This is a genomic window from Staphylococcus sp. EG-SA-14 (assembly GCF_017151935.1).
GTDB classification, from domain to species: domain Bacteria; phylum Bacillota; class Bacilli; order Staphylococcales; family Staphylococcaceae; genus Staphylococcus; species Staphylococcus aureus.
Map to the genome: position 1 here is coordinate 55918 of NZ_JACVZM010000009.1, position 13897 is coordinate 69814.

The 13897-nt window shown below is 33.3% G+C and carries 10 protein-coding genes; 5 read left to right on the forward strand and 5 right to left on the reverse strand.

The window, feature by feature from the left end; genetic code table 11:
* On the reverse strand, window positions 1-1635 hold a 1635-nt coding region (gene coa, locus IDG63_RS07275), incomplete at its 3' end, for a staphylocoagulase (RefSeq protein WP_136625556.1).
* Between the two features lie 189 nt (window positions 1636-1824).
* On the opposite strand from coa, the gene IDG63_RS07280 reads away from it, so the two are divergent.
* On the forward strand, window positions 1825-2169 hold the full coding sequence (locus IDG63_RS07280) for a complement inhibitor SCIN family protein (RefSeq protein WP_000211604.1): 345 nt from the start codon (window positions 1825-1827) through the stop codon (window positions 2167-2169).
* Window positions 2170-2333: 164 nt separating this feature from the next.
* Here the strand turns inward: IDG63_RS07280 and IDG63_RS07285 are convergent, their stop codons facing one another.
* From IDG63_RS07285 to pflB, 3 genes are all read right to left on the reverse strand, one after another.
* Window positions 2334-4097, reverse strand: a complete 1764-nt coding sequence (locus tag IDG63_RS07285; protein ID WP_001566883.1) for a glycerophosphoryl diester phosphodiesterase membrane domain-containing protein — start codon at window positions 4095-4097, stop codon at window positions 2334-2336.
* A gap of 335 nt (window positions 4098-4432) precedes the next feature.
* A complete protein-coding gene (pflA, locus tag IDG63_RS07290) occupies window positions 4433-5188 on the reverse strand; it encodes a pyruvate formate-lyase-activating protein (RefSeq protein ID WP_000911657.1) in 756 nt (251 codons plus the stop codon).
* A gap of 22 nt (window positions 5189-5210) precedes the next feature.
* A complete protein-coding gene (gene pflB / locus IDG63_RS07295; RefSeq protein WP_000894660.1) occupies window positions 5211-7460 on the reverse strand; it encodes a formate C-acetyltransferase in 2250 nt (749 codons plus the stop codon).
* Window positions 7461-8047: 587 nt separating this feature from the next.
* Between pflB and IDG63_RS07300 the strand changes: the two genes are divergently transcribed.
* Genes IDG63_RS07300 through IDG63_RS07310 form a run of 3 tightly spaced genes read left to right on the forward strand, consistent with a single transcriptional unit; the run spans window position 8048 to window position 11320 of the window.
* The gene (locus tag IDG63_RS07300; RefSeq protein WP_000837116.1) at window positions 8048-9016 is read left to right on the forward strand and encodes an ABC transporter substrate-binding protein; all 969 of its coding nucleotides are present in this window, start codon (window positions 8048-8050) and stop codon (window positions 9014-9016) included.
* Window positions 9013-10569 carry a sensor histidine kinase gene (locus tag IDG63_RS07305; RefSeq protein ID WP_000127982.1) on the forward strand — a complete coding sequence of 519 codons (1557 nt, stop codon included), beginning with the start codon at window positions 9013-9015 and terminating at the stop codon, window positions 10567-10569. Before IDG63_RS07300 ends, IDG63_RS07305 begins: the two co-directional genes overlap by 4 nt.
* Window positions 10562-11320: a response regulator transcription factor gene (locus IDG63_RS07310; protein ID WP_000477521.1), complete on the forward strand. Its 759-nt coding sequence runs from the start codon at window positions 10562-10564 to the stop codon at window positions 11318-11320. The genes IDG63_RS07305 and IDG63_RS07310 overlap by 8 nt, the downstream gene beginning before the upstream one ends.
* 358 nt (window positions 11321-11678) lie before the next feature.
* Here the strand turns inward: IDG63_RS07310 and uhpT are convergent, their stop codons facing one another.
* Complete coding sequence (gene uhpT, locus IDG63_RS07315; RefSeq protein ID WP_001008722.1) at window positions 11679-13058, reverse strand: hexose-6-phosphate:phosphate antiporter; 1380 nt, start codon at window positions 13056-13058, stop codon at window positions 11679-11681.
* Between the two features lie 232 nt (window positions 13059-13290).
* On the opposite strand from uhpT, the gene IDG63_RS07320 reads away from it, so the two are divergent.
* Entirely contained in the window at window positions 13291-13785 is a 495-nt protein-coding gene (locus tag IDG63_RS07320) for an isoprenylcysteine carboxyl methyltransferase family protein (protein WP_000603755.1), read from the forward strand.
* Window positions 13786-13897: the final 112 nt, after the last annotated feature.

The window sequence follows — 13897 nt, forward strand, 5'->3', positions numbered from 1 at the left end:
GTATGCATTTGTTTTGCTTGGCTTTTTTTGTGTCGGGCGAGCGCCATATGTTACTGTGCCATCTTGATTTGTCGTTACGTTGTATGCATTTGTTTCACTTGGCTTGTTGAATCTTGGTCTCGCTTCATATCCAAATGTTCCATCGTTGTATTCACGGATACCTGTACCAGCATCTCTATATTTCACATACTTTGGTGTTTTGTTAAATTGCGGTCTCGGACCATATTGAGAAGCTTCTGTTGTTTCAGTTGCTTGAGGTTTAACTTCAATATCACTTGATTCTCCTTGAGTACCTTTCAACGTTGATTCAGTACCTTGTGGTTTTATTTCAAGTTTAGATGAGCTACCTTCAAGACCTTCTAAAATAGGGTTCGTTGGTGTACTTTCACCTGTAATTGACGGTAAAGTCACAGATGGTTGTGTATAATTGTCACTTAAAGATGGTCTGTTTTGTTCCATTGTTAGAAAATCTGGACCTTGAACTATTTCACCTTGTAACATTTTATTTTCCATCGTTGGATAGTCTGGACCTTTTACAATTTCACCTGTAATTGTGCCCTGTGGAATTCCAACTAATGGCTGTGCCACTGGTTGTGTTGCTTCTTCAACTTTATCAACTGTAGTTTTATCCCCTTGCTGGTTTCCAACTTTAGGTGCTTGAGGTTCTTCAACTTTCTTCTCTTCTTTTACAACATGTGCTTTTGTTTCAGCTTCACCATATGTTTTGACAGTTTTAGTTTTCCAAGATTCGTCAGCCTTATCGACGGCTTCTCTTGTTTCTTTAACTAGAGCCTCAAAGCCTTCTCTATGATGTTTATAGTCATGTTTACTACTATCATAACTCGTAATATTATCAGGTTTATTTAAACCAGTTTCTATAAAGAAATCTTCAATAATAGATTCTAAATCTTTTAGCATTTCATTTTCAATTCTTTTATTAGAGATGCGATGTGGTTTGTCCTCATCACCTAAAACTAAATCCACTTTCGCTTTTAACTCTAATGCCTCAGTTTTATGTTGTGTATCCCTAACAAACGCAAAATAAACGCTATACGCTTTATTTGCTAAATCATCAACTCTAGAAGCAGCCTTCTTTTCTTCTTCGTAAGAATAAGATTTTAACTCTTTATTTTCATATTCTATTTTTTGTACATCTGATTTAAATGTTTCTACCGCATCTTTAATAGAACTTAGTAAATCATTATATTCTTTTTCTCTTAGGTCTTCGATATTATATTGATCAAAATTTGCTCTTTTTACCTTTGACGTTGGATTTTTACTCATATATTCTTTATATAAATCTTTATACTTGTCATATTCTTTAATTTTTTTCTCAAGTAAATACTGATCTTCACTTAATATCCTTGTCATTAGTTGATCTTTTGCTTTTTCATACTCTTTTTCACCATATCGATAATCTTCTAATAAATCTAATGCAGCAGTAAATTGTAATTCTAGATTTTTAATGATATCCCAATAATAACTATCTGATATTGAAGCACTATTTTTACTCTCTTTTTTAACTTGTGATTTCCCACTATAATCCTTTGTTACTATCGCATCTGCTTTGTTATCCCATGTAAATAAGCTAGATGCAACTGCTAATGCGCCTAGCGAAATTATTTGCTTTTTCATAATTTTTTAATTCCTCCAAAATGTAATTGCCCAATCTACATTAAAGAAACAAAATATTAAAAGACATTAACTATATATTAACTAGAATAAACAAAGCATTAACTATCTTTTTGTTATAGTTAATTAGCTTTGCAATATACAATAGTGTATAATTTTTTTGATTAATGTACATCAAAGGAGTAACAAAGCATGACAACACAAATGAAAATCAAAACATATTTAGTTGCTGGTATTAAAGCGGCGCTCCTTGATACGACTGGTATTAAATTAGCAAGCAAATCTGAAACTACATCACATACGTATCAACATCAAGCGCTTGTAGATCAATTACATGAATTAATAGCAAACACTGACTTAAATAAATTATCGTACCAAAATTTAGATGCGTTTCAAAAACGCGACATTTTAGCTGCGCACTATATTGCTAAATCAGCTATACGCACTAAAAATTTGGATCAAATGACTAAAGCGAAACATAGATTAGAAAGTATTTACGATTCAATTTCTAACCCTTTGCATTCACAAAACAATTAATAATTCACTAATAAATCATGTAAGTGTTTGTGACGCCAAATTGCCTTATAAATCCTTGTCATATGATTATAAACGAATGAAACGATTGCCTATCCCCATAGATGGCAACGTTAAAAAGACCTCTGAAAGTATCATCTTGATAACTTTAGAGGTCTTTGTTTATATTATTCAAACAAAATTCTTATAGAACGATCGAAGTATGTTTCGTCTTTCTTTTCTTCTTTAATCTGATCAGCTAATGCTGGGTCATCTGTGATAATACCATCAACATTGGTTTGTAAGTATTTCGTTAAATCTTCTTCGCCGTTAATAGTCCAAGTATAGACTTCTTTATTTTCCAAGTGCGCTTGATTAACAAGTCTTGGCGAATAAGAAAAATCTTCGATGACAAAGAAATCTAATGATGTTTCTTTAAAATGACCAAACTGCAACGGAATGATATAACCACACTTGAGATATGGCGCTTCTTTTTTCAACTTAGTCATCACATCATAATCCAATGACATCACACGATATTGATGTTCAACACCATGCTTTTTCAAAATATCAATAACACGTTGTGCATAATCTGCTGGTTCTTTACCATGTGGCTTTAACTCTACTAGTAGTTTCACATTTGATTGTTTAGCCGTTTCAATAAATTCGTCTAAGGATACAAGTTTTGCTTCATGTCCATTTTGACGCATTTTCAAACCGACGACATCTTTGAAATTAGATTCAGAAATGTTTTTATTAACACCTGTTAAACGTTTCAAATTGTTATCATGACTAACAACAAATTGTTTATCTTTCGTCATAATTGTATCTAACTCAACGTATTCGACATTCGCTTTTGCAGCAGCTTTCAATGACGGAATAGAATTTTCAACGCCTTTATCTTCGAAACCACGATGGCCAATAATAGAAATATTTGTATTGATAGTATTATTGTAAAGTAAGTACATGTTATAACCGATAAAACATGTCACTGCAAGCACCATTGAAATTATAAAGAACCTAGACTTCCGTTTCGGTTTTGGGTATTTAAATTCTAAGCCCGGTTGGTCTAATACATTCTCTTGTTTTAAGTGCAGTACTAACACACTGATTAATGATAATTTCGTAAATAAATAATAGAAGAACAATGAGCTTTTCAATACAACAAATAAAATTGATGAGACTAAAAACTTATCTCCTTCTTCATCTACACAAATAGCAAGATATGTTGCTCCTGAAATAATTAATGTTAAAATCGCACCAATGATGAGTTCCAATATAACTATTTCTATAACAAGTCGAAACTTATTTCGCTTCGTAATTTGCCAACTTAGTCTCATATTTTTAAATAACGACTGGCGGTTTAAAATCGTTAACGGTAAAGTAAATATTAATTTAAAGTTTAATATAAATACAGCAATCATAAAGGTACCGTAAATGATTATACCTTTCGTCGTTTTCATAAGTTCTTCCGTTAAAAATTTAGGTATGTAAATATTTTTTGTTAATACTGAACTTAGTCCTAGGTTGGCAATGGGTATCATTAACATTAAATAAATGACAAAGAAAATAACTGGTACACCTATGAGTTTACGCACATTTACAAAGGCATTTTTAAAAATGGATTTAAATGTAATAATCTGTCGATCAAAGCCGGCATAAATCATATAAACTAACAATGAAAACTCTACATAAATCAGAAAAGCAACACTTAATATGAATATAATAAGAAGTATCACACTGGCAGGATGACTTACGATTTCCGTCCAATTGTTAATCGTAAGTTGGCTTTGCCCAGCTACTTTTAACATCATATTAAATAGTAAAATTAAGTATGTACTACTAATAAAAATCATGATTAACTGCAATAGTAAGGCATTAATGCTAAAACGCCCTTTATTTTGATACAGTAATTTAAATACTGCCCATATATCTTTACTAATTCTCTTCATAATCACGCTCCGCATTGCTTTAATATTAAGTTTCATCTTAATATTTTTCATTACTCAGGGTCAATAAAAATTTGAAAAGACTCATATTCATATGCAAGTAGCAAATAATAACCCATTCAACATCAGCTAAATGATGATATTGGAACCCCATCTTTAACAAGACATCACATTCTTTATCAGCATAGCTACTTACAAAAACGTCTTCCTTCAACCATTGTAGAAGTTGTCTCATATACTTACTACGTCTTGCTAATACTCAATACTCAATTGAAAAAGAAGCATATGCCCCTTCACTCTTGAAGTTGCATATGCTTTCTTTTCGGTCTGAATTGTATTTATAATTCAACGGGAATTTTCCCTTTGAAGTTAACATAACGGTAGGCTGCTTTAACAGCTTCATCATCGGGCGCTTCGACATCTTCTAATTCATATGCAATGCCCAATGTTTTCCACTTATGAACACCTAACTGATGATATGGCAGAATTTCAAACTTTTCGACGTTATCAAGAGAATTAATAAATTCCCCTAGTTTAATTAAATCGTCTTTATCATCAGAATAACCAGGCACAAGGACATGTCGAATCCATACAGGTTGTTTCATATCTGACAGTTTGCGCGCGAAGTTAAGGATGTGTGTATTAGGCTTTCCTGTCAATCTAATATGTTTGTCATTATCAATATGTTTTATATCTAATAATATCAAGTCTGTATGTTTTTGTAATTCTTCAAAATGCCTTTGAAATGCTTTTGTATCATTAGCACATCCAGCCGATGTGTCTAAGCAAGTGTGCACACCATTTTCTTTTAATTCTGCAAATAATTTTTCTAAGAATGGCATTTGTAACAATGGTTCGCCACCACTGACTGTTACACCGCCACCCGATGCATCAAAGTATGGTTTGTATGGTAATATTTCATTCACCATTTCATCAACTGTGACTTCTCTTGATGGCTCACTAATTTTCCAAGTATCTGGATTGTGGCAATACAAGCATCTAAGTAAGCATCCTTGTGTAAATAATATATATCTTAATCCCGGTCCATCGACAGTACCTAAACTTTCGACAGAATGTAAGTGTCCCTTAAGCATAGTGCTCCCACCTTAAATTTTGTTACATACTTTCATGGAATGTACGAGAAATTACATCTAATTGTTGTTCACGTGTTAATTTAATGAAGTTAACAGCGTAACCAGATACACGGATTGTTAACTGTGGATATTCTTCTGGATGTTCCATTGCATCTATTAATGTTTCACGGTTAAATACGTTAATATTTAAGTGGTGACCACATTGCATTGCGTAACCATCTAACATACTAGTTAAGTTACGGTTTTGATCTTCTGGTTCTTTACCTAATGATTTTGGTACGATACTGAATGTATTTGAAATACCATCTTTACAGCAATCGTAAGGGATCTTAGCTACAGAACTTAATGAAGATAATGCACCTTTTTGGTCACGGCCATGCATTGGGTTTGCACCTGGAGCAAATGGTTCGCCAGCTTTACGTCCGTCTGGTGTGTTACCAGTTTTCTTACCGTATACAACGTTTGAAGTAATTGTTAATACACTCATTGTATGTTCTGAATCACGATATGTTTTATGACTACGTAATTTAGTCATGAAGCGTTCTACTAAATCAACTGCAATATCATCTACACGGTCGTCATTGTTACCGTATTTAGGGAAGTCGCCTTCGATTTCAAAGTCTACTACAAGACCTTCTTCGTTACGAATTGGTTTAACTTGTGCATATTTAATTGCAGATAATGAGTCAGCTGCTACTGATAAACCAGCGATACCTGTTGCCATTGTACGTACAATTTCTGTATCATGTAATGCCATTTCAATACGTTCATAGCTGTATTTATCGTGCATGTAGTGAATAACATTTAATGAGTTAATGTAAACACCTGCTAGCCAATCCATCATTTGATCAAATTTCTTGAATACTTCGTCATATTCTAATACTTCGCTGTTAATACCTTCGAAGTTTGGACCAACTTGTGCACCAGATTTTTCATCTTTACCACCATTGATAGCGTAAAGTAATGTTTTAGCTAAGTTCGCACGTGCACCGAAGAATTGCATTTGTTTACCAATTGTCATCGCTGATACACAACATGCGATACCATAGTCATCGCCATAGCTTTCACGCATAATGTCATCATTTTCATATTGGATAGAACTTGTTTTAATACTCATTTTTGCACAGTATGTTTTGAAGTTGTCAGGTAAACGTACTGACCATAATACTGTTAAGTTTGGTTCTGGAGCTGGACCTAAGTTATCTAATGAGTGTAAGAAACGGAATGAGTTTTTCGTAACAAGTGGACGTCCGTCAATACCTACACCACCGATAGATTCAGTTACCCAAGTTGGGTCTCCAGAGAATAATTCATTGTAATCAGGTGTACGAGCAAATTTAACAATACGTAATTTCATGATGAAGTGGTCAATAATTTCTTGAACTTCGCTTTCAGTAATAACGCCTGCTTTAAGGTCACGTTCAGCATAGATATCTAAGAATGTTGATGTACGACCTAAACTCATTGCTGCACCGTTTTGTTCTTTAATTGCAGCAAGGTATGCTAAGTATAACCATTGAACTGCTTCTTTGAAGTTTTCTGCTGGACGGCTTAAATCGAAACCATATTTTTGTCCAAGTTCTTTTAATTCTTTTAATGCACGATATTGTTCTGATAATTCTTCACGTAAACGAATTACATCTTCTGACATTTCTGTAGACATCGTGTTGAAGTCGTGCATTTTTTCTTCCATTAAGAAATCTACACCATATAAAGCTACACGACGATAGTCACCGATAATACGTCCACGTCCGTATGCATCAGGTAAACCAGTGATTACACCTGCTTTACGGCAGTTCAACATTTCTCTAGAATATGCATCGAATACACCTTGGTTATGTGTTTTACGATAATCTGTAAAGATTTTTTCAGTTTCTTCGTCTAATTCGTAACCGTAAGCTTCACAAGCTGCTTTCGCCATACGAATACCACCGAATGGTTGCATTGAACGTTTGAATGGCTTTTCAGTTTGTACACCTACAATTGTTTCTAAATCTTTGTCTAAATAACCAGCATCATGAGATGTGATTGTTGAAGCTACTTTCGTGTCCATATCCCACATGCCGCCACGTTCACGTTCTTCTTTCGATAACTGCATTACTTGTTCCCAAAGTTTAGAAGTTGCTTCTGTTGGTCCTGCTAAAAATGAATCATTACCTTCATAAAGAGTGTAGTTTAATTGGATAAACTCTCTTACATCTACGTGTCTGTTCCATCTTCCATTTTTAAATCCTTGCCAAGCTGTTGCATGATTTTTATTTGTTTCTAACATACTAAACGCCTCCATCTGTATAATGTTGTGAATTTGAAATGCTATGTTAACGTTTTCATAGTCATTGTAGCATGTTTGTTGTGATTTTTTTCACATAAATTATGTACAATTTTCATCAAATGTATGTCAAAACATAGAAACTGTACTAATTTGTGTAACAGTAATATGCTAATTGCATTCTGTTACACAACAGTTATAATGTTCACTATTTTCATTGCTTTAAAAGTTAATTTAGGAGTATATATTTGTTTATAAAAAATGATTGTTGATAAGCGTTAAATCAACACTTAGAAAGATTTACTTTTATATATGAAGAGACTGGATTAAATACTTTTATTGACGTAAAAATTCACTTTTGAACCGTTCAATATCTTGCCGATTTTTATATAACAGCTACAAATAAAATATAACAGTTTGATTTTACAGCCTCGGTAAATCGTCTTGACAAACAAAAATTTTGTGCTATCACAACATTTGCAACGTCTTAACAAGTCATCTATAAACATTTCTAAATATTTAACATTACTTATGCGTCATTTATTGCTAAAATTATTGTATTAAAATATACATAGAATTGATGGGATATCATGAAATCAAAAATTTATATCTTGCTATTATTTCTCATTTTTTTATCATCATGCGCTAATACGCGTCACTCTGAATCAGATAAAAATGTATTAACAGTTTATTCTCCGTATCAATCAAACTTGATTCGTCCAATTTTAAATGAATTTGAAAAACAAGAGCATGTCAAAATTGAAATCAAACATGGATCTACTCAAGTACTGCTTTCAAACTTGCATAACGAAGATTTTTCGGAGCGTGGTGACGTCTTTATGGGTGGTGTGTTATCAGAAACAATTGATCATCCAGAAGATTTTGTTCCCTATCAAGATACATCTGTAACACAGCAATTAGAGGATTATCGCTCGAACAATAAATATGTTACTAGTTTTCTATTAATGCCAACAGTTATAGTAGTGAATTCAGATTTACAAGGAGATATTAAGATTCGAGGTTATCAAGATTTATTACAACCTATACTTAAAGGTAAAATTGCGTACTCAAATCCAAATACAACAACGACAGGCTATCAACATATGCGCGCTATTTATAGCATGCATCATCGAGTAAGTGATGTGCATCAATTCCAAAACCATGCGATGCAACTGTCAAAGACGTCTAAAGTCATTGAAGATGTTGCAAAAGGTAAATATTACGCAGGTCTAAGCTACGAACAAGATGCACGCACATGGAAAAACAAAGGTTATCCTGTCTCAATCGTTTATCCAATTGAAGGAACAATGTTAAATGTTGATGGTATTGCTTTAGTTAAAAATGCACACCCTCATCCTAAGCGTAAAAAGTTAGTGCAATATTTAACAAGCCGCTCAGTACAACAACGATTAGTTGCAGAGTTCGATGCCAAGTCAATTCGAAAGGATGTTAGTGAACAAAGCGATCAGTCTATCGAAAATCTTAAGAACATACCTTTAATACCGAAATCTAAATTACCGGACATTCCACATCATAAATTTTTGGAGATGATTCAATGACGGCATACAAACCTTATAGACATCAATTGAGACGATCGTTATTTGCGTCTACTATTTTTCCAGTATTTTTAGTCATTATTATTGGACTAGTAAGCTTCTATGCCATCTATATTTGGATTGAGCATCGTACGATTCATCAACATGTTGATGAAAGTCAGTCATCTTTACATCACACTGAAAAGCAGATTCAGACATTTATTACACAGCATAATAATTCGTTTCAAGAGCTCGATTTAACAAATCATCATGATGTTACTGCTACAAAACGTGAATTATTAAAATTAATACACCAACAGCCCGCAACACTTTATTATGAATTATCTGGACCAAATCAGTTTATAACCAATAATTATGAACATTTAAACACTAAAAATATGTATTTATTTTCAACGCATCAGCTTAAATTCAAAAATAGTACATATATGCTTAAAATTTATATGGCTAACACCCCACGTTTAAGTGAAATTAAGAAAGATAACCGACAATTCGCACTTATCGTTGATCAATATGACAATATTTTATACGCCAACGATGACCGTTTTACTATAGGTGAAAAGTATAGACCACAACAATTCGGATTTATGAATGAATCTGTAAAATTAAACCATGCTGACCATCGTCTCATTATTTATAAAGATATACATGAAAACATTGAAGATGGTATCACGTTGTTAATTGTTATGGCCGTAGTTCTTGTTTTACTAGTAATATTTGGTTTCATTAGCGCAGATAATATGGCTAAACGACAAACAAAAGATATCGAAACGATTATTCAAAAAATTTACTATGCCAAAAATCGTCATCTAGGTACATATACGCCTTTAAAAAACAACAGTGAACTAGAAGAAATTAATAATTATATTTACGATTTATTTGAATCAAATGAGCAACTGATCCATTCTATTGAGCATACAGAACGTCGCTTGCGTGATATTCAGTTAAAGGAAATAGAACGCCAATTCCAGCCTCATTTCCTATTCAATACGATGCAAACAATACAATATTTAATTACGTTATCTCCGAAATTAGCACAAACTGTGGTCCAACAATTATCGCAAATGTTACGTTACTCATTACGTACAAACTCACATACAGTGGAATTAAACGAAGAGTTGAACTACATTGAACAGTATGTTGCAATACAAAACATCCGTTTTGATGACATGATTAAGCTCCATATTGAAAGTTCTGAAGAAGCGCGTCACCAGACAATTGGTAAAATGATGCTTCAGCCACTCATAGAAAATGCTATTAAACATGGTAGAGATACTGAGTCATTGGACATTACTATACGCCTGACATTGGCACGTCAGAATTTACATGTTTTAGTTTGCGACAATGGTATCGGGATGTCGTCATCTCGCCTGCAATATGTACGCCAATCTCTTAATAATGATGTATTTGATACTAAGCATTTGGGATTAAATCATTTACACAATAAAGCAATGATTCAATATGGTTCACATGCACGACTCCATATTTTTTCAAAGCGTAATCAAGGTACGTTAATTTGTTATAAAATACCACTTTCAAGGGGGAATGTAGATGTTTAAGGTAGTTATTTGTGATGATGAACGAATTATTCGAGAAGGATTAAAGCAAATCATTCCTTGGGGAGACTATCATTTCAATACAATATACACTGCTAAAGATGGTGTTGAAGCATTATCACTAATTCAACAACATCAGCCAGAATTAGTAATTACTGATATTCGTATGCCACGTAAAAATGGCGTCGATTTACTCAATGATATTGCGCATCTAGATTGTAATGTCATCATATTATCGAGTTACGATGACTTTGAATATATGAAAGCCGGCATTCAACATCATGTTCTTGATTATTTATTAAAACCAGTAGACCATGCACAATTAGAAGTTATTTTAGGAAGACTTGTCCGTACCTTATTAGAGCAACAATCACAGAACGGCCGTAGCTTAGCATCTTGTCATGATGCCTTCCAACCACTATTAAAAGTAGAATACGATGATTATTATGTAAACCAGATTGTGGATCAAATTAAGCAATCTTATCAAACGAAAGTGACTGTTTCAGATTTAATTCAACATATCGATGTTAGTGAATCGTATGCGATGCGAACATTTAAAGATCATGTTGGTATTACAATTGTCGATTATTTAAATCGCTATCGTATTTTACAATCTCTGCAATTGTTAGATCGACATTACAAACACTATGAAATTGCAGACAAAGTAGGCTTTTCAGAGTATAAAATGTTTAGCTATCATTTTAAAAAATATTTACAAATGTCGCCAAGTGATTATTGTAAGCAAGCAAAATAGATTAGCACATAACTAATGATTATGGCGCCTCCATTTTGTTCTATGAAAAAGCGGACTGATAGAGAAGTTTTCACTTTTCTTTCAGTCCGCTTTTTAGAGAGTTTAAATATAAAACAATACTCCCTACAATATTGACACCGCTATATGTCTTTATTGTAAGGAGTAAATTCATTGAGTCACCCTAAGTCGGGCAAATAAGGATACTTCATAACAGGGAATTATGATCTGCCCCGAGACATAGAGATGATATATTTGCAAGGGTAGAAGCAGTATCTTTCATCTCTTCACGCACATGCCGTCGGGGCAGGATTGCCAACTATATTGCAATAGATTGGCGATACTTTTAATCCGATTGATATTAAATTTTTAAACTTCTAATTTTCTTTTCTTCATAGAAAGCAACGATTCCTAATAGAATCATGCCTAGGAATAATGCAACATAGAAGACGATGAAAACATCTGTCCATCCACTTAATGTATATCCAAAGATGTTTAAACCGTTACGTGTTGGATCAGCAATAGCCGCCAAACCAACTTTCGCCATTGAGTCACCGAATAGATACGCGAATGAACCTGTCATTCCGTTTGCTACACTGATGGCATTTTTAGGAACAAAACCAGTCAATGATACACCAATTAATAATTGCGGACCAAAGATTAACGCACCTAATGCAAACAATGAAATGTTAACCATCATGACACTTGTAGCATTTGTGTAGAATAAGACAACAAATGTAATCATAAACATACAGCCAATAGCTACAATTGCACGACGACCTTTTAATAAGTCTGATACGTAGCCCCATAATAAACTTGCAACTAATGCACCAATTTCAAAGTAGAATATCGTATTAACTGCATCGCCTTTACTAAAGTGTAAATGCTCTGACACATATAACGGTGCCCAGTTATCAATACCGATTCGTACAATGTATACAAAGACGTTTGAAACACATAGAATCCATATAACAGGATTTCCCAGGATATATTTTTTAAAGATCTCCCATTTCGTCATACCTTGAGAATCAATATTTTCTTTATCGACCGGCTCTTCCCAAATTTCTTCAGCACGATTCCATCCTAATTCTTCCGGATCATCTTTTCCGATAAATAATGTTGCGATACCAATAAGTAATGCAATCACCGATGGGAAAATGAACATCCCTATAACATTTCCATGGAAGAATACATTAGCACCCCAAAGTGCAACACCACCTGCAATGGCACCACCGATATTATGTGATGTATTCCAAAATCCTAAGTATCGGCCACGTTTCGTTCTTGGCGCCCATCTTGAAATCGTTGAATAACTTGCAGGTCCACCAACTGATTGGAACACCCCGTTAAGTCCCCAAAGTACAATTAATAATCCCATTACAGAACCAAAGTAACTTAAAACAAATCCCATAATTAAAACTGTAATCGCAGATAAGATAAGTAAGAACGAGATAATACGTTTTGTGTTACGTCCATCGACAAAATATCCAAGTAATGTTTTCCCTAAACCGTACGTGATACTAAATGCTAATCCGATATAACCAAGTTCTAATGTAGATAATCCGATTTCCTCTTTTAAAAACGGTTGGGCCGCCTTAAAGTTGTTTCGAATTAAATACATAGCCATATAAACAAAGAACACTACAAAGAAAGCTTGCATAAAGTTTCTAAGCCATAATTTACGTTGTACCGATAATGGAATGCCTTTGTTCGGAATCTTATGGATATCAAAAAAGTTCATCTCTGTCACCTCAATCATTTTCGTTAAGCCAAATATATCACGTCGGTGTAAGCGCTTAATATCCTTAAAATTATTAAATTATCCAAAATACTGAACATAAACACATACTTAGAAACATATTTATGTACTAAAATTAATAAATAGTTAATAGTATTTGACAAGTTTTATCTATAAAATACTTTATGTTGTCAAAATCAACGCTTATACATATGACATAATGACGGAGGACATCATGATTCTATCTATATTACTTATCTTTTTCTGTATCAGACTTGTCAGCTTAAAGATATCTATTAATCACTCAAAACAATTAAAAGCAGACGGTGCAGTTGAATATGGCGTTAAAAATTCGAAGTTTTTAGCAATAACACACGTTTTAATTTATGTATTGGCTGGTGTAGAGGCATTTATTAATAAAGATACATTTAGCTTTGCAAATGGTATTGGCTTAGTTATATTAATCTTTGCTTATATCATGTTATTTATGGTTATTAAAACTTTAGGTGGTATTTGGACATTAAAATTATTCATTTTACCTAACCATCCTATTATTAAATCTGGATTATATAAAATTACAAAACACCCAAATTACTTCTTAAACATCATTCCTGAATTAATCGGTGTATTATTATTAACACACGCAACATATACAACTATTTTATTAGTACCGTATGCGTATTTCTTATATGTACGTATTAAACAAGAAGAGAAATTAATGAATATTTAAAAAGATGAAAGCCTGTCATCACATTAGTCGACATCGACGTCCATCTTTAAAGTGCGTTCTGAAATATTATATTCAGAAACCTTTAAAGTATGTCGTGTCTATGACCATTGTG